The organism is Chryseobacterium barbadense (assembly GCF_042849955.1).
GTDB lineage: Bacteria > Bacteroidota > Bacteroidia > Flavobacteriales > Weeksellaceae > Chryseobacterium.
In genome coordinates, this window is sequence record NZ_BAAFHL010000007.1 from 15,920 (window position 1) to 33,716 (window position 17,797).

The following is a 17,797-nucleotide window of genomic DNA, read 5'->3' on the forward strand; positions in this document are numbered from 1 at the left end:
ACTATTTCATGACACACTTAATCACTTATCACTATGAAAAAATTAGTATCAACAATTATTATCAGCCTGGCTGTACTTTCTGTAACAGCGTGTAAGCAGCCCGTCAAGGAAACCGAATCTCTTACTGAGGTTCAACCTAATTCCGTAAAAGATGACAAAATCACTAAAGAGGTTTTCACAGATAACTTCGGTGATCAGATGGAGGTTACCATTAATGAAACCGAAAACACGGTAACGATACATTTGGGAGGCAAAACGTATGAGCTGAAAAGAAATGAGGATTTACCAGAATATACAGCGTCCAATGCAGAATATCAGTATTCTGATATCAGAGGCAATATTACCTTCCTGAAAAAAAATGTAGATATGGTTTTATTCCATTATAAACACAACGGAAAGGAACGTGCTTCTGCTAAGATGGCATCTTATTAATTTATTCATTTTAAATATTCAAATATGAAAAGACTATATAGTTATTTAGCCCTATTGTTTGTGGCTATTATGCTTGTTTCGTGCAAGACGACTACTCCACCTGCAAATAGCTCCACTGATATTACCGGAAAAACCTGGAAACTTACTGAGCTAAACGGAAAACCTATCACTCTCCATGATCCAAAAAACAATCCTTATTTTTCGTTGAATATGGCAGATATGCGATATTCCGGACATGCCGGATGTAATGGCGTAGGAGGTACTTTCGAAATTAAGCCGGATGTGATGCGCATCAAATTCAACCAGGGAATGTCTACCATGATTGCCTGCGAAGATCTGGAAACTGAACGTATGTTTACCCAGGCTTTACTGGCTGCCGATAACTATTCTGTAAGTGGAAATACGCTTACACTGAATAAAGCTAAAATGGCTCCTTTGGCTAAGTTTACTCTTCAGGAATAATAACCTTCTATATATATAAACTTGGGCTTTTACTACGTAAAAGCCCAAGTTTATTTTTTGTAGATGAAATAGCAGACCAAAAGCGTACTATTGAGAAGTACGGAAAAGGCATTCGATAATATGATCGGCCACTCTTCTTTCATAATTCCGTACCATACCCATAAAGAGACACCGGTGATCAGAACCAACAGCATCACCCAAGAAAGGTCCTCAACATTTTTTTCTTTCAGGACTTTCAAAAGCTGGGGTACCATTGAGGCGGAAGTGAGTATCCCTGCTATAATTCCTAGTATATTTTCATTCATAGTCTTTCGGTTACTTATTAAATCTGGTTATTGATATTTCTTCATGCAGCGGAATATTATTCTCTATAAAGTCATATAAACTTTTAGAAAAATAGCATCCGTTTAAAATTCCTCTTGCTCCCAACCCATTGAATACATACAGATTTTTATGCTCAGAGTGCCTTCCTATAATAGGTCTTCTGTCTTTGACAGTAGGTCTGAAGCCAAAATTAACTTCACTAATTTCAAAATCATACGGATAAAATTCTGATAACCCACGGACCAATTGTTCTACTGCTGAATCGTCTATGTGGTGATGTAACTGCTCTCTGTCATAAGTGCCTCCATAAAAATACAAATCATTATTTACAGGAAAGAGAAAATGCTTCTTTTTAATGGTAATATTTCCAGGAATATCTTTGGAAAGCTTTACTTTAATATGATGCCCCTTATTAGGATTCACCGGAATCTCAGAAAAATAAGGATTATCCTTTACGTTCATCCCTTCACAGAAAATAATATGTTTAAAAGCGATGTCTTTGTATGTGAATTCTGAAGGATTAAGTTTTGCATAGTCAAATTTTTGTTTTATCAGAGCAGATTGGCTTTCAAAATAGTTAAATAAATCATTGAAAAAACCGCTTACATCCAACCTTGCTGATTGATCAACCTTTCCTGTATTGAAATCATTCTTGACGATATCCAAATGCCTGAACTCTTTATTCAAAAACGCCAAAAGATCTTCATTATCTGATTTTTTCAACCATAAATTCTGTTCATTTTCATCATGGAAAATCCTATGAATCGGTGCGTTAATCAGGTAGTTTTTTCCTGTATAAGATTCTATCTCACTAAGGGTATTTTTCAGGAAATCTATTTGTTCCTGGGCTTTCCAAAATGTGGTAAACTTTTTTAATACTACAGGATTGATAATGCCGGCGGATACCTGGGAAGCGCTCTTTCTCCCTTCTGAAAAAACAACAAAAGATTGATGACGCTTAATCAGCTGATGGGCAAAAAACAATGCTGCATATCCGTCCCCCACAATAATATAGTCTACATTTCTCATAATAAAAAAAACCTGAGTAAAAATACTCAGGTTTTGTATAAATAACAAGTGAAATTTAGTAATTCCACATATCATTTTCCATTTCTAGAATCTGCTCCTTAATTCTGTCGCTTTCTTCTAACTGCTCTTCAGCATTTCTTGGGATATAGTCCTTAATAGTACCGTCTCCTAAACCGCTTGATGATTTATAGATAATTGAAGAAAATCTTCTCGCATTGATCAAATCATCAAAAGATAAGTCAGCCGCCGAATTCTTTTTGTTGAATACATAATTATTTGCTAAAACATCTCTTGCAGTTGGATAATAGATCCAGAATAGGTCAATAAGCTCATCTGCTCCTGCCAAAGGCTCTCCGTTTGGTCCTGTTCTACCCTGAACAGCCGGATCTGGTCCCATAGCAGCAATACCAAGTGGTCTGTATTTCATTTGACCATCTCTCTTATCGATGAACCACATACCCATAATCTTAAGTACTTTAACTTTATCTGTTGTTGTTTTGAAGATATCGGTATATTGCTTTTTCTCATCTTCTGTTAATGGTCTTCCTGTGTTAAGGATATCAATAGCAGCATCAGAGATTCTTACACTTTCCAATCTTTTCTGGATTCCTTCAGGAGTAAGCTTAGTTACGAAGTTTTCATCATCATATACTTCTGCTATTTTTCCACTGATGGCAGCATCCAATAACAATTGGTACAATGATCTCGTAGGAGATGAAAGCAGACCATCCGGATTATCATAATAGAAGGGCTGGTTGATCTTATCGTTCATATCGATAATTTCCCAAACAAACATACTTTTCAAGATGTCTTTGTCATCAACAAATCCATATTCCAAAGGCTTAACCGTTTTATCAATAACAGTATCTCCAACCTTTTGCTTATTTTCATCTCTCATCCTTCTGAATTCTTCCGGAGAAGATGCATTCAGAATAGTTTGGGAAAATACAAATCCCGAAACTAATACTAAAAGACTGCTTATATATTTTTTCATAATATTATTATTAAACTATTAAACCTTACTGAACATTGATTACAATAGGAGTTATATTTTTAATCTGCTGATTACCTAAACCTGTAGCAGTAGCTTTGATATCAAAAATATATACTACATCTCCTGTTCTCAAATTCTTCATAAGACCAGCTGCTTCACCTAAAGTATTACCTTTAACCAGTAATGCCGCTCTACCAGGTACTTTAACCATAAACTGATTAACAGAGAATGAAACCGGGAAGTCGAAATCAGGAATTGCTGCTTGTACCGATTGATTCGGGATTGAAGTCGCAGGCATACCTAATACATTCTGCCCTCTCATTTGTCCTTGTGGCGGTGGAACACCTTTAATTCTGTATTCAAACACCTGAGAAATTGATTTACCTGTAGGATCTGTTCCTGATAATGTCAACTTAAGTGTTGTACCTGTAGTTGGCGTTACGTTCCATTTTCCTGGACCTGTGCTCTTCACAACTGCTCCTGGAGCGGATAATGATAATTTAGCATTATCAGCACCTAAGATGGATCCTGAAACAGGGTTCTCAAGTCCTCTGTACATTACATTCATCTTATCAGCAGATAATAGTAATCCTTTCTGAAGTTTTACCAATTGAGGTCCTGCAATTACGTTATAAGTATGCGTCCAAGGGAAACTTTGTGGCTTTCCTGAAGCATCTGTCAATGTAATTGAACCGCTTAACGTTCGAGGTCCTTCTGCACCACTTCCTGAAATTGGGATAATACCTTTTCCATTCTCTTGTCTGCTAACCCCGCTGATTCTGATCTTATCGCTATTAGAATAAGTACCTAACATAACCTTAACTTCAGCTTGTTCTCCAGCCTGGATATCAACCGGTCCGGAAACAATTGGTTCATAACTGCTGAACTTAATGCTTGCATCTACTTTTTCTTGTAACATTAATGCCAATGCATCCGATTGAACATTTCTGGCATCATTCTGAATAATCTCTAAGTTTGAAATCGCAGCGATTAATGGCTGATGATAGAATTTATTCTGGAACCAGGTTTTCTCATTTGGAGATTTACCTTGAGGATATTCAGCGATAAGAGATTTGTTTGCTCTGTCAACTAAATCCTGAAGTTGAGGATTGTTTCCAAATGTGGCATTGATATAGTTTCTTACATCATCAATTTTAGATTTCAACTCTAATGCTCCTTTAGAAGGAGAGTTCTCATCACCTTCATTAAAGAAATAATTCGTAGTTGGTTCATTATTGTTAAGTGCAGCAAAGTTTTCACTTACATCAACACCTTGTATAAATTCAGATTCTGTATTTAATTGCTTTTTAATTTTATCTGCATGAGCAACTAAAATATTGATTTTATCTCTAAGAATTTGATAGTCTGCCCAAGGTTTAGCATAAGTATCTGGTACTTGCTGAGCCTTTGCTTCAAGAGTTTTTTCGAAAATCTTCTCGTTTTTTCTCTCGGTTAAACTTCTTGTTGCGTTAAGTGCTTGAGTAGAATCATAATATGATCTGATGATTTCCGCATCAATATTTAGGGCCATCATAGCGATGAACACCAAATACATCAGGTTGATCATCTTCTGACGTGGAGTCTGTTTTCCTTGTGCCATTCTCTTTTCTTTTGTTTTTGATTAAGTAGTTAAATTTAGAAATGGGTTGGAATTAAGACTTCATTGCAGTTAGCATACCACCATAAACTCTGTTTAAGTTATTCAAATTAGCTGTTAAACCTTGTAATTCTTGGTTGAATTTCTCTGAATGCTCAACAGATTTCTGCATATCTGCAACATATTTATTAGCAAACTCAGACTGTTTCTTACCGTTTTCTAACTGCATTGCATATAGAGCATTCATGCTTTCCATGTGTTGAGCCGCTTTGTTTAATTGCTCGTTATATTTATGAGTAGAAGCTGAAACGTCAACAGTTTGGTTAATCTGGTCAACTGAACTAGAAAATTTATTGATCCCTGTTCTTAAGCTTTCGAATAATTGAACATCTAGTTTTGCATCCTTAAGCATTTGATCCAATTTACCAGAAAGAGAGTTTTCCAGTTCTGCAAAATGATCGATATTATTTTTAGAAGATACGTTAGAATGTAATGGGTTTGGGTTTGCATGTTTATCTAATAGTTCAGGATATACATTTTCCCAAGCATAAGACTCTTCAGATTTTGGCGGGTCGAAAGCGAAAATGATGAAAATGATTGCTTCAGTAATAAGCCCTACTGTAAGAGCCATGTTACCATTAATTGGTCCCAAGGTAATGTGAGTAATTTTAAGCCAAGCTCCAAGAATTACAATTGCAGCACCGAACGAATAAAAGAAATTCATCCAAGCATCTTTAGTCTTAAACATATATTTAGTTTTTTTTAATGTTAAATAAAATTGTTATTGAAAAATAATTTTGATTTTGATATTGATTATCTGTTAACTCTTTTTGGTTTAACAGCAGCTTCAGGGATATCCTGCACAGTTCTAAATCCGATATAACTTCTTGCTGAATCTTTTCTTTCCCAATCTCTTGCACCGTTCATTAGCATATATCCTACATCTTTCCAAGAACCGCCTCTTACAGACTTTTTAGTATCAACCAAGTCTTTAGTAGAAGGGTTTAAAGTAGATGAGAATCCGTATGAAGAGTTGTTGTAAGCAGACACTGTCCATTCAGAAACGTTTCCAGCCATATCAAATAATCCAAATCCATTTTTCTTAAATTTCTTTACTGGAGCTGTATATGTATAAGTACCTTTTTTATCGTCTTCCATATAGTTACCTCTCTTAGGCTTAAAGCTGGCCAAGTAGCAACCTCTGTCATCCATTAAATATGGACCTCCCCAAGGATAAGTAGCATTTTGCATTCCACCTCTTGCAGCATATTCCCATTCAACTTCTGTAGGAAGACGGAACTGCAATGGTCTTTGCTTTCTTCTTTTTAAACTTTCGTTGTAATCAGACTTTAATTTAGATCTGAAGTTACAATAAGCTCTTGCCTGATCCCAGGTTACCCCAACAACAGGATAATCTTTATAGGCTTTATGCCAGAAATATTGTTCAAATAAAGGTTCGTTATAAGCAAAGTGGAAATCTTTTACCCAAACGGTAGTATCCGGATAGATGGCAATGCTTTCACTTCTCAGGTAGTTTACCCCTCTTTCGTTATCAGCAATTGCAGCATCCATGTCTCCCCATTTGTAAGTATATTTAAGTTTACTAACATCTAGGATCCTTTCATTCCCCATTCTTGAGGAAGCAGGTAAGTACATTGATTCCAAAACTTCCGCATATTCTACATCCGGATATTTGTTCGTATTCCAATGTAAAGGAACTTTCCAATCTAGTCTTTTAGTAGGATCATACTCGCCATCTTCACGGCCTCCCTGTCCTTCTAAATATTCCTGATAGGGTGTTAAATTTTCTTCTTTTTGAGCAAGGTATGCATAATCTCCTATGCTTGCGCCTCTGCCTCCTCCGTCTTCACCACCTTCTCCGGCAGCTTCAGCAAGAAGGGTTCTGGCAATAGAATCTCTTACATAATTGATAAATACCCTGTATTCTGCATTGGTAGTTTCTGCTTCATCCATGAAGAAAGAAGAAACAGTCACTGTTTTCAATGCTGCCTTCTCAGGAGTATTGGTTGGATCCTGATCTGCAAGACCTGCAATAAATGATCCCGCAGGAATGGCAACCATACCATAAGGTCTTTCCGCAACAAATGATTTTGTTTTTTCTCTTGGTATCAATTCTCCTTTTGTTCCTGGCTTCCCAACAGAAGAAGTTCCACCACCTGAACAAGATACCGACGCTACCGACGCAGACAATAATAAAAGAAATATCCTTTTCATGTTAATTTTTATAATTAAGCCGTAAATATATAATTTTTTTAAGAAACTTTTAAGATTTTTTTTGAAATAACGGAAGAAATCTAAATTTATTTTATTTACAAGCAATTTTTTATTCCACGGTTACAGATTTTGCCAAGTTTCTTGGCTGGTCTACATTAGCTCCTCTATATACTGCTATATAATAAGCTAGCAGCTGTAAAGGCACTGATGCAACAATTGGGGAGAAGCATTCAGAAGTTTCAGGAATCTCAATTACATAATCTGCCATTGCGCTTACCTGCTGATCTCCTTTGTTTACTACAGCAATTACTTTTCCCTTTCTGGCTTTAATTTCCTGAACGTTGCTTACAATCTTATCATAATGTCCTTTTTTAGGAGCGATGATTACGATCGGCATATTCTCGTCAATCAAAGCAATCGGGCCATGCTTCATTTCTGCAGCAGGATATCCTTCAGCATGAATATAGGAAATTTCTTTCAGTTTTAAAGCCCCTTCCAAGGCAGCAGGATAATTGTATCCTCTTCCCAGATAAAGGAAATTGGTTGCATTTACGAAGTCCTTTGCAATATTCTGAACCAGCTCATGAGTTGTATTTAAAACCTCCTCAATTTTCTTAGGAATAGCATCCAATTCTGCAATTAAGCTCATGAAATCTGCATTTCCTAAGTTGCCGTTATGCTTACCTAACTTAAATGCAATGAGGGTAAGGATTGTTAACTGAGCTGTAAATGCTTTTGTGGAAGCAACCCCGATTTCGGGTCCCGCGTGAGTATAAGATCCTGCATCTGTGATTCTTGCAATAGATGAATCTACCACATTACAGATTCCGTAGATGAAAGCTCCTTTTTCTTTGGCTAATTTTAATGCAGCCATTGTATCTGCAGTTTCTCCTGATTGGGAAATTGCAATTACTACGTCTTTATCCGTAATAATAGGATTTCTGTATCTGAATTCCGATGCATATTCTACCTCTACAGGTATTCTTGCATACTCTTCAATAAGATATTCTCCGATAAGACCGGCGTGCCATGATGTACCGCAGGCAATAATGATGATTCTGTTGGCGTTTTTAAATCTCTCTACATGATCCCAAATCCCTGCCATTTTAATGACTCCTTCTTCTACAAGAAGTCTTCCTCTCATCGTATCGTGAATAGATTTCGGCTGCTCGAAAATCTCTTTCAACATGAAATGTTCATAGCCGCCTTTTTCTATTTGTTCTAAGCTTAATTTTAGTTCCTGAATTTCAGGTTCAATTTTAGAATTATCATTGATGGTTCTGATGTCCACCCCTTTCTCCAGGGAAATAGTTGCCATATGACCTTCCTCAAGATAGATGGCTTCTTTTGTAAATTCCACAAAAGGAGATGCATCCGAAGCAATGAAATATTCCTTCTCCCCAATTCCGATAGCTAGTGGAGAACCCAATCTTCCTACTACCAAAACTCCAGGATAATCTTCGTGCATTACCGTAATGGCATAAGCTCCATATACTTCGTTCAAAGCATATCTTACTGCCGTTGGGAAATCAGTTTCAGGATTTGCATCCATGAAATACTGGACAAGGTTTACCAATACTTCCGTATCTGTTTCCGATTTAAAGGTAAATCCTTTTTCTGTAAGCATCGTTTTAATCGTATCATAATTTTCAATAATACCATTATGAACAATTGCTATTTTTCCGTTATTGGATAAGTGCGGGTGAGAGTTTCTGTCACTTGGAACACCATGGGTAGCCCAACGGGTGTGCCCCATTCCTATTTTAGCTACTCCTTTCAATTTTTCTGAAATATGAACCAGATCATCCACTTTTCCCTTTGTCTTCTCAACTTCAAAGCTGTTGTTGGTATTTTCTAAGACAATCCCTGCGCTGTCATATCCTCTATATTCTAATCTTCTAAGACCGTTGATTACGATGTCATACGCATCTTGAAATCCTGTATATCCTACAATTCCACACATATAGTATTCGTGTTTTTAAATTATTTTTTACCGTAAGTAACTATTAATTGAATTTTTTTAGCATTATTTGGGTCAGAACCTACAAAAACAGCTCTGTCTCTGGCAAAATTTCTCGAAGTATATTGGGCTCCTGCCAAAGCGCCTGTTGTAGTTGTCAGGAAGCCACCCAGATCTATTTTAAAATATTTATGAGTATAATCTACACCTCCTTCTACAATATCTTTCACTGATTTTGTAACCGTAAAATCATAGTAAGCCGGATTTTTGTCCAAATTATACGATCTGTACATTGCAAAATTCGTTGAACCCGATAAATTAAGCAGATCTGTAGTAAATTCAGTTGTTTCTTCACCACCACTGTCTTTATCTTTTTGTACAAAAATAAACTCGGATGGCTTCGCATATTTATTGTCCCAGTTAACCGGATCTGTATACATTCTGATTTTAGCACTGATAATAGCAGCTTTTTCATTTTGGTATAGCTTTTTCAGCTCATCAATCTCTTCTGCTTTGAATTTAATTCCGATAGAAGGACCTCCCATTCCTTGTGCAAAAAGCTTCTTATCTCCATCTTCAGTTGGTGGCCCTGTTGTTACATAATCATTAAGTATTGCTCCAGTTCTATCATACTCATAATGCCCAATGTGAGCATTTCCTGCCCCTAAAGCAAAAGTATAAGTTGTCTGCGGTCTCGTAGTGGTCCCATTTTCAGTTTTATCATATTTATAATACATGATCAGTTCCATATCATTCGGAGAGAACTGGAATAAATATCCGTCATCTTCCGTAACTGAAATTTTCAAACCTTTAAAATGCCTGATGAAGTTAGATACATCCTTAAGTTCAGGCTTTCCTTTATAATCAATAATTTTTGTTTTGAAGAAATCAGCCGATAAAGGAATTCTGAAACCTACAGGGGAAGTAAATATAGATGAATTATCAGAATCTTTGGTAATCGCTACCGAAGCCACATTCCCGTTGAACGTTTTTGAGCCCAGCTCTTGTCCAACTGTATAATTTTTATTAGAATAAGCAATATCCGTAGATGCCTTTAAGAATTCCGTAACTTCGCTTACTTTGATCGTAAATGGAGGAACAGCACCGTTTATTTTAGCTTTACCATATTTATTGACAGGATATGTATTTATCACTTTCTTTGCTGGTATACTTCCATCCGGGTGTACATAGTTTTCATCTGTGGTAGTAGTCACACTATCTGGCGCATATCTAGGCTTAATTACCAAAACCACGGAATCCACCGCTGCGTTAGCTCCGAAATCAGGATTGTATGCAGACAACCTTAACTGAGTGAAATAAGACGCTCTTTGCATACCAAACTGGCTTTCTTTGAAAGCCCCCATTATTACTGCCCCTAATTTGGCAGCATCACTACGAACACTGTCATTATTGTCTATATTGTATGCGATCAGATCATAAGGAGTTTCCTTACCTTCCGCTGCTCCGTTTAAAAATAACTGCTCTCCTAAAGAATCCGGATCCGGCTCACAATTATAAAGCAATACACTTCCAAAAATCGCCAAAAAAAGGATGGCGAAAGTTCTTTTAATAGTATAAGTCATTAAGGTGTTTTTTAATAAAGTTGGTTTATAGAATCTATGTCCAGATATTCCGATTTCGAAGTCGTGGTTTCATTAAATGCTTTATCCAGATCTCCACCCAGGAATTCATCTCCTTTTACAACCATATCCACATAGTTCATACTCTCGATCACGAAACTTTGAATACTCGGATTATCTAACGCTTTTAACCCTGAAATATTATCAAACTGTAATTTTTCACTTATTTTGCTGTCCAAAGCAACATCTTTCTCATTATATAAAGAAAGAACAATTTTGGCGTCCTTGAAATAAGTATCGGATTCGTAGTAAGTCTTAAGGTAAATAGGAACAAAAGAAGACATCCATCCATTCAAATGAATAACATCCGGAACCCAGTTAAGCTTCTTAATGGTTTCAATAACCCCTCTGGCAAAGAAAATCGCTCTTTCATCGTTATCTTCGAAAGGATTTCCCTCATCATCAAAATAATATTGTTTTCTTTTGAAATATTCTTCATTATCTATAAAGTATACCTGAAGTCTTTCTCCGGGAAGAGAGGCTACTTTAATAATTAAGGGTTGATCAAGATCATTGATGATAATATTCATTCCGGAAAGGCGGATCACCTCATGAAGCTGGAATTTCCTTTCACTTATTTGTCCAAATCTTGGCATAAAAACTCTTACATCATTGCCTTCATTGTGCATCTTAAGTGCCATTTTGTTTACCACAGCAGCCATATTTGTATCTTCCTGATATGGATACATCTCTGTAGTAATGTACAGTATTTTTTGATTCGGCATAAACTCTATCTAATTTTTGTAAAAAATGCTTTAATGTGCAAAATTACAAAAAAACATCCAACATTATTTTAATTAACATTTTTTTACGATAATTCCCTTTTTCAAATTATGAAAAACGCACTTTATTATATGATATTTTTAGTATTTTTGAATTGCTATTAAAATAAACTATGGAAGTTCTAAAAAATAAAAAGACTCTCCAGGATTTTGTTGAAAGACAGAAGGAAATGGGGAAGAAAATAGGATTTGCCCCTACTATGGGTGCGCTTCACAACGGCCATTTATCTTTGTATGAAGCAGCCAGAGAAGAAAACGATCTGGTTATTTCTTCAATTTTTGTTAACCCTACCCAGTTCAATAACCCGGAAGATCTTGAAAAATACCCGAGAAATATAGACCGCGATGTTTTAATTCTTAAAAATTCCGGATTAGTGGATGCCGTTTATATTCCGGAAGTTCAGGATATTTATCCCGAGAAGACGGAAAGCCAACACTATGATTTTGACGGGCTGGAAGATGAGATGGAAGGAAAATCCCGGCCGGGACATTTTGACGGTGTGGGAACTGTTGTGGAAGAGCTTTTCAGTCAGGTAAAGCCTGACAATGCTTATTTTGGAGAAAAAGACTTCCAGCAGTTGGCAATCATCAAAAAAATGGTCGAAAAAAAGAAACTACCGATCAAAATAAAAGGGGTTCCTATTTACAGGGCAGAAAACGGACTTGCATTAAGCTCCAGAAATCAGAGACTGCATGAAGACAGAAGAGAAGCTTCAAAAATCATTTATGAAACTTTAAATAAGGTTAACGACTGGTTCCGCGTAGTTTCCATTCCGGAAATCAAAAACAGGGTAATTGATATTTTTGACCATCAGCAAGGAATGAAATTAGAATATTTCCTGATTGCCGATGAAACAACCTTAAAGGAAACTGACTTTTTTTATAAGGACAAACAATACAGAGCTTTTATTGTAGTAGTAGTGGATGGTGTGAGATTAATTGACAATATGCACTTAGATTAGGTAAGGCTTAGTTAAGGTAAGGTGTAGATCGCAAATAATCTTAAATAATATGGCGTTGCTTTTTAAGTGACGCTTTTTTATTTGCCGTGAATAAAATTTAACCTATATAAAAAATCAAAGGCCTCCTGAAGGAAGCCTTTGAAACACCAAATCACAAAATATTAATATGAAAAAAATTTACTTTTCAGTAAACTCGTGACCTGGCTGGGATTCGAACCCAGGACCCATACATTAAAAGTGTATTGCTCTACCAGCTGAGCTACCAGGTCGGCCACAATTAATAATGATAAATATAAAATTAATTTTATAATAATTCACTATTAATTATTATTTTTTTTTGCAGTGCCTGCGACTGGACTCGAACCAGCACATCCTTAGGAAACCACCCCCTCAAGATGGCGTGTCTACCAATTTCACCACGCAGGCAAAAAAAACATAAGACTTTATGAAATTTTTTGCTTGTGACCTGGCTGGGATTCGAACCCAGGACCCATACATTAAAAGTGTATTGCTCTACCAGCTGAGCTACCAGGTCGGCCACTTTGTACAAGCGATTTACGTTGTAGTAATGTCCCTTGTTTTAAGTGGTGCAAAGATATGACTTTTTTTAATTTCTCAAAACTTTTTCGCAAATTTGTTTAAAATTTTATCATGATAATTTCACTGGTCGGATACATGGGAAGCGGCAAGTCTCACGTTTCCAAAATTTTAAGCGAAAAACTGAATTTTAAATTAATTGACCTCGATAAAGAGATTTCCAAAAGGAATAAGCTCACAATCCCTGAAATCTTTGAGAAAAAGGGGGAAATTTACTTTAGAAAACTTGAAAGAGAAGTTTTGGAAGAAATTCTGGCTACACAGGAAAATATCATCCTGAGTTTAGGTGGCGGTACCCCGGTATACTACAATAATATGGAGATCATTAATCACAATTCAAAAAGTGTATTTTTAAAGGCATCTGTGGCTTCTTTAACGGAAAGGCTTTCCAAACAGAAAGAAAAAAGGCCTTTAATTGCCAATATTTCTGATGAAAACCTTCCAGAATTTATTGCTAAGCATTTATTTGAAAGAAATGAATTTTATAATAAAGCACAATTTAGCGTAAATACGGATTCCCGTGATCCGGAAGATATTGTGAGCGAAATTATAGAAAAGGTTTATCTATGATTCATCATGATCGGAATCATCACTTTCACCAAAGAAATCGTCCCAGTCTGTAAAATCTGATGTAACATCATTTTCTACGTATTCATCCATATCTCTTCTGTCTTTTTTAGTAGGTCTTCCTTCACCCCTGTTTCGGTAATAATCCTGAGACATTTTGCGTAGTTTAAGAAGTTCGTACTGTTCTTTATCGGTCACATCCTTAATATGAAGTGGCACCAGCTTCGCCCCTATCCTGCTTTTAGGGATCTGTATCACCTTGATTTTATAGTCTATCTGATTTTTACGGATCTTTATCACGTCTCCTTCCTTCACCTCTTTAGAAGACTTTACAGCGGCCTCTCCAATAGAAACCCTGTTCTTCTTAATTTCCTCAGTTGCAATAGTTCTCGTCTTATAAAAACGAATGCTCCATAAAAATTTATCTATTCTCATAATTTTTTATACTTTTGTCGTTATATTATTTGTAAAGTAATTAAAGTTTTTTGAAATGAAAAAAATATTTTTATATATCCTTGCGGGGTCATTATGCTTTTCTGCCTGTAAAAAAGATGATGAAGTGGAAACTTATGTAGAGCCTGAAGATATTGCAGTACAGAACAATTATGATGATCAGGCAATCCAGAAGTATTTAACAGAACATTACCTGGATTCCCAAGGAAATATAAAAGCCTTCAGCAGCACAGATCCTGCTGACGATAATGAAACCAAATTATCCGCTATGAGCCCCATAACATTGCCTTCCGGCGTTGTGTATATTATACGAAACGGTGCTCAGCCTGATCCCGGGACAACAATTGGAGCCACAGACATTACCAGAATCATGATGAGATCACAGACTGCTCTTGCCGCTGATAATGACGGGAATGTTACCTTTATTTCTTATGCCGACTTTTTTAATACGATTGACGGAACCGGATCTCCTGTAATAGATCCTAAATTCTATTATATTGATGACGAAGGCTCTACGAAAGACCCTTTGATAGAAGATGCTAAAACTGATGCCGCAAAACAAGCAAGCTTCTATGAAATTGAAGGTTTCAGTGAAGCGTTGCAAAAATACAAAGCTTTCAACAAAGCGGATGATGAAAATTACAATCTGCAAGGCGTTATCCTTGTTCCATCAAGAGCCGCTTTTGCAAGAGATGCTCATTACAATTACTCAGGGTATTCCTTCAGAAACAGAACATTTATCTTTAACTTCCAAGTATATAAAACAGAAGCTAGACCCCTTAATTAAGAGAAAAAAAACCGTTTCAAATTGAAACGGTTTTTTTTTCTCTAAAACTGAGTTCTCTGCTTCACATTTCCTAAAATATCCGGGAAATACAGATCAGAAAGATGATCAAACTCATCCCCTCTCATAAACATAGTGGCATCCACTTCCTCATAAGAGCTTCTTCCGGCTGCAGCAATCAATTCATTACAGGTATGAAGCGTATTTTTATGGAAATGGTATACCCTTTCACTTTTATCCGTGACATCGAGCCCTTTGATCAGCATTTTATCCTGGGTTGCCACTCCGGTAGGACAATTATTCGAATTACATCTTAAAGCCTGAATACAGCCTAAGGCAAACATAAATCCTCTTGCATTGTTGCACATATCTGCTCCCATTGCAATTGCTCTCAGAATATCTAGACTCGTTAATACTTTTCCGCTCGCAATCACTCTTAATTTATCTCTCAGATTATAATTCTTAAGCGTTCTGTTCACGAAGATCAAAGCCGGCTCCAAAGGCATTCCCACTCCGTCTGAAAATTCCGGCGGAGCTGCTCCTGTTCCTCCTTCTGCCCCATCAACAGTAATGAAATCCGGATAAATTTTCAAGACATTCATCTGAACACAGATATCTTCAAATTCTTTAGTATCTCCGATACAAAGTTTAAACCCAACAGGTTTTCCCCCTGAAAGCTCTCTCAACTGCTGCACAAACCTCAGCAATCCTGCCGCATCTGAAAAAGAGGAATGCGATGGCGGAGAAATAATAGTCATTCCCGGAGTTACGTGACGGATTTTTGCAATTTCAGGGGTATTTTTTACACCCGGCAAAACCCCTCCGTGACCAGGCTTTGCACCTTGAGACAATTTAATTTCAACCATCTTCACATTGGGAAGCGTGGAATATTTGGCAAACAGCTTAGGATTGAACTTTCCTTCTTCATCCCTGCATCCAAAATACCCGGTCCCGATTTGCCAGCATAAATCTCCGCCACCTTCAAGATGATAAGGAGAAATTCCTCCTTCTCCCGTATTGTGGTAGAAGTTACCTTTTTTAGCACCTTTATTTAATGAAACCTGAGCTCTGTCGCTCAATGACCCGAAACTCATGGCAGAAATATTGAACAAAGAAGCGTGATAAGGTTGTGTACACTGCTCTCCTCCTACCCAAACTCTCGGCAGCTCTTCTGCCGGAGATTTCGCATAAATGGAATGTTTAATTCCTTCGTATTTTCTGTGATTAACTTCTAATTGTGTTCCAAAAGCTACAGTATCGCCCAAGTTCTTAGCACGTCTGTACACTGCTGAACGCTGGTTTCTCGGAAACGGTTTCCCATCTGTTTCTCTTTCGATGAAATACTGCTGCATTTCAGGCGAAATTCCTTCAAAAAAGTACCTGAAATACCCTAAAACAGGAAAGTTCCTTAGAATAGCGTGTTTGGTTTGATAAGCATTGTAAACGCCCAATCCATAAATGGCGGATAACAAAATCGGTATCCAATAATGTGCTCTGATCAGTAATGCTATAATCCATGTAGCAACTACCAATACAATTCCCCAAGATAAAAACTTATCTCTCATGAATGTAATATTTAAAAGTTAAAAATAAATGTAGTGGAAATTTAGCAAAGAATCAGGCTTTTGCTAAAAAACTTTCGTAAGAAGATTGCACAGAAACTGTGCCATCTGACAGGATTTTTTCTAAATTTAGAAATTCTATCTGATTGACTGAAGCCGGATCAAAATCTTTTTGCACCCTCACATAGTTTTCTGTGAAGCCGAACATTTTTCCGTCTTTATTTTCATGTTCCCAAAGTACAGGAAGTGTTTTTCCAAGCTGGGTCTGGTAAAATGCCATTTTCTTCTTCTCAGAAAGGATTCTCAGCATTTTGTTGCGTTTTTTTCTTTCGGCTATGGGAACTACCCCATCCATTTCGGCAGCTTCGGTATTTTCTCTTTCAGAATAGGTGAAGACATGTAAATACGTAATCGGAAGCTTGTTCAAAAAATTATAGGTTTCCATGAATCTTTCTTCGGTTTCTCCCGGAAATCCTACAATAACATCTACACCAATAGCAGCATGAGGCATTACCTCACGGATTTTGTTGACTCTGTCGTTGTATAGTTTGGTCAGATAACGACGTTTCATTTTTTTCAACAAATCATCACTTCCGGATTGTAACGGGATGTGGAAATGCGGCACAAAGCTTTTGCTTTTAGAAACAAGCTCTATACTTTCGTCCTTTAAAAGATTGGGTTCAATGGAAGAAATACGGATTCTTTCAATCCCTTCTACCTGATCAAGTTCTGAAATAAGATCTAAGAAAGTATGTTCATGCTTTTTATTTCCGAACTCACCTTTTCCGTAATCTCCTATGTTTACTCCTGTAAGAACAATTTCTTTAATATTTCTCTCTGCAATTTCTTTGGCATTTTTCAATACATTTTCAATCGTATCCGAACGGGAGATCCCTCTTGCCAAAGGAATCGTACAGTAGGTACACTTATAATCGCATCCGTCCTGGACTTTCAGAAAAGCTCGGGTTCTGTCCCCGATGGAATAGCTTCCGATAAAGAAATCGGTTTCTTCAATTTCACAAGAGTGAACAATACCTTCACTTTCGGATTTTTTCAAATCATCAAGATAACTTAAGATATTGAATTTCTCTTTGGCTCCCAAAACGAGATCCACCCCTTCGATCTGTGAAATTTCTTCAGGTTTCAGCTGGGCATAACATCCAACGATCACCACCAAACCTTCCGGATTAGCTTTCATGGCTCTTTTCACGTGAAGTTTACATTCACGATCTGCATTTTCAGTTACGGAGCAGGTATTGATCACATAAATGTCAGCATGATCATCAAAACCCACCTTATCATAACCTGCATCTGTTAATTGACGGGCAATAGTAGATGTTTCCGCAAAATTCAATTTGCAGCCAAGGGTATGATATGCAGCAGTTTTATGAAGATGAGACATGTCCGTATACTTCCT

17 protein-coding genes and 3 tRNA genes are annotated in these 17,797 nt (G+C 36.8%); 5 read left to right on the forward strand and 15 right to left on the reverse strand.

What is annotated here, in order from left to right:
* Nucleotides 1–33: 33 nt before the first annotated feature.
* A complete protein-coding gene (locus ACGHIN_RS05290; protein ID WP_390451470.1) occupies nucleotides 34–432 on the forward strand; it encodes a hypothetical protein in 399 nt (132 codons plus the stop codon).
* Between the two features lie 24 nt (nucleotides 433–456).
* A complete protein-coding gene (locus ACGHIN_RS05295) occupies nucleotides 457–894 on the forward strand; it encodes an META domain-containing protein (protein ID WP_390451471.1) in 438 nt (145 codons plus the stop codon).
* A gap of 50 nt (nucleotides 895–944) precedes the next feature.
* On the opposite strand, the gene ACGHIN_RS05300 is transcribed toward ACGHIN_RS05295, so the two are convergent.
* From ACGHIN_RS05300 to ACGHIN_RS05340, 9 genes are all read right to left on the reverse strand, one after another.
* Complete coding sequence (locus tag ACGHIN_RS05300) at nucleotides 945–1,199, reverse strand: SemiSWEET transporter (RefSeq protein WP_390451472.1); 255 nt, start codon at nucleotides 1,197–1,199, stop codon at nucleotides 945–947.
* A gap of 10 nt (nucleotides 1,200–1,209) precedes the next feature.
* A complete protein-coding gene (locus ACGHIN_RS05305; RefSeq protein WP_390451474.1) occupies nucleotides 1,210–2,247 on the reverse strand; it encodes an NAD(P)/FAD-dependent oxidoreductase in 1,038 nt (345 codons plus the stop codon).
* A gap of 55 nt (nucleotides 2,248–2,302) precedes the next feature.
* Entirely contained in the window at nucleotides 2,303–3,241 is a 939-nt protein-coding gene (porN, locus tag ACGHIN_RS05310; RefSeq protein WP_390451476.1) for a type IX secretion system ring subunit PorN/GldN, read from the reverse strand.
* A gap of 25 nt (nucleotides 3,242–3,266) precedes the next feature.
* On the reverse strand, nucleotides 3,267–4,841 hold the full coding sequence (gene porM / locus ACGHIN_RS05315) for a type IX secretion system motor protein PorM/GldM (RefSeq protein WP_390451478.1): 1,575 nt from the start codon (nucleotides 4,839–4,841) through the stop codon (nucleotides 3,267–3,269).
* Nucleotides 4,842–4,893: 52 nt separating this feature from the next.
* On the reverse strand, nucleotides 4,894–5,586 hold the full coding sequence (gene porL, locus ACGHIN_RS05320) for a type IX secretion system motor protein PorL/GldL (protein ID WP_390451480.1): 693 nt from the start codon (nucleotides 5,584–5,586) through the stop codon (nucleotides 4,894–4,896).
* A gap of 65 nt (nucleotides 5,587–5,651) precedes the next feature.
* Nucleotides 5,652–7,073, reverse strand: coding sequence for a T9SS ring complex lipoprotein PorK/GldK (gene porK, locus ACGHIN_RS05325; RefSeq protein ID WP_390451483.1), 1,422 nt, complete (start codon nucleotides 7,071–7,073; stop codon nucleotides 5,652–5,654).
* 109 nt (nucleotides 7,074–7,182) lie between these two features.
* Nucleotides 7,183–9,036 (reverse strand): glutamine--fructose-6-phosphate transaminase (isomerizing), encoded by a 1,854-nt coding sequence (gene glmS / locus ACGHIN_RS05330; RefSeq protein WP_390451486.1) that lies wholly within the window; start codon nucleotides 9,034–9,036, stop codon nucleotides 7,183–7,185.
* Nucleotides 9,037–9,056: 20 nt separating this feature from the next.
* Nucleotides 9,057–10,616, reverse strand: coding sequence for a DUF4270 family protein (locus tag ACGHIN_RS05335; protein ID WP_390451489.1), 1,560 nt, complete (start codon nucleotides 10,614–10,616; stop codon nucleotides 9,057–9,059).
* Nucleotides 10,617–10,627: 11 nt separating this feature from the next.
* The gene (locus tag ACGHIN_RS05340) at nucleotides 10,628–11,398 is read right to left on the reverse strand and encodes a glycogen/starch synthase (RefSeq protein ID WP_390451491.1); all 771 of its coding nucleotides are present in this window, start codon (nucleotides 11,396–11,398) and stop codon (nucleotides 10,628–10,630) included.
* A gap of 170 nt (nucleotides 11,399–11,568) precedes the next feature.
* On the opposite strand from ACGHIN_RS05340, the gene panC reads away from it, so the two are divergent.
* Nucleotides 11,569–12,417, forward strand: a complete 849-nt coding sequence (panC, locus tag ACGHIN_RS05345) for a pantoate--beta-alanine ligase (RefSeq protein WP_390451493.1) — start codon at nucleotides 11,569–11,571, stop codon at nucleotides 12,415–12,417.
* A 196-nt stretch (nucleotides 12,418–12,613) separates the two neighbouring features.
* On the opposite strand, the gene ACGHIN_RS05350 is transcribed toward panC, so the two are convergent.
* The 3 genes from ACGHIN_RS05350 to ACGHIN_RS05360 form a co-directional block, all read right to left on the reverse strand.
* Nucleotides 12,614–12,686, reverse strand: a tRNA-Lys gene (locus ACGHIN_RS05350).
* A gap of 74 nt (nucleotides 12,687–12,760) precedes the next feature.
* Nucleotides 12,761–12,843: transfer RNA gene (locus ACGHIN_RS05355), tRNA-Leu, on the reverse strand.
* 36 nt (nucleotides 12,844–12,879) lie between these two features.
* Nucleotides 12,880–12,952 (reverse strand) — tRNA-Lys (locus ACGHIN_RS05360).
* A gap of 116 nt (nucleotides 12,953–13,068) precedes the next feature.
* Here ACGHIN_RS05360 and ACGHIN_RS05365 point away from each other — a divergent pair.
* Complete coding sequence (locus ACGHIN_RS05365) at nucleotides 13,069–13,584, forward strand: shikimate kinase (RefSeq protein ID WP_390451495.1); 516 nt, start codon at nucleotides 13,069–13,071, stop codon at nucleotides 13,582–13,584.
* Here the strand turns inward: ACGHIN_RS05365 and ACGHIN_RS05370 are convergent.
* Complete coding sequence (locus ACGHIN_RS05370; protein ID WP_390451497.1) at nucleotides 13,579–14,016, reverse strand: RNA-binding S4 domain-containing protein; 438 nt, start codon at nucleotides 14,014–14,016, stop codon at nucleotides 13,579–13,581. The genes ACGHIN_RS05365 and ACGHIN_RS05370 overlap by 6 nt on opposite strands.
* 55 nt (nucleotides 14,017–14,071) lie before the next feature.
* Here ACGHIN_RS05370 and ACGHIN_RS05375 point away from each other — a divergent pair, with 55 nt between their 5' ends.
* The gene (locus ACGHIN_RS05375) at nucleotides 14,072–14,821 is read left to right on the forward strand and encodes a hypothetical protein (RefSeq protein ID WP_390451499.1); all 750 of its coding nucleotides are present in this window, start codon (nucleotides 14,072–14,074) and stop codon (nucleotides 14,819–14,821) included.
* 41 nt (nucleotides 14,822–14,862) lie between these two features.
* Here the strand turns inward: ACGHIN_RS05375 and ACGHIN_RS05380 are convergent, their stop codons facing one another.
* Together ACGHIN_RS05380 and mtaB are read right to left on the reverse strand one after the other, a co-directional pair.
* Nucleotides 14,863–16,383 (reverse strand): FMN-binding glutamate synthase family protein, encoded by a 1,521-nt coding sequence (locus tag ACGHIN_RS05380; protein ID WP_390451501.1) that lies wholly within the window; start codon nucleotides 16,381–16,383, stop codon nucleotides 14,863–14,865.
* Nucleotides 16,384–16,435: 52 nt separating this feature from the next.
* The gene (gene mtaB, locus ACGHIN_RS05385; RefSeq protein ID WP_390451504.1) at nucleotides 16,436–17,782 is read right to left on the reverse strand and encodes a tRNA (N(6)-L-threonylcarbamoyladenosine(37)-C(2))-methylthiotransferase MtaB; all 1,347 of its coding nucleotides are present in this window, start codon (nucleotides 17,780–17,782) and stop codon (nucleotides 16,436–16,438) included.
* Between the last annotated feature and the right edge of the window lie 15 nt (nucleotides 17,783–17,797).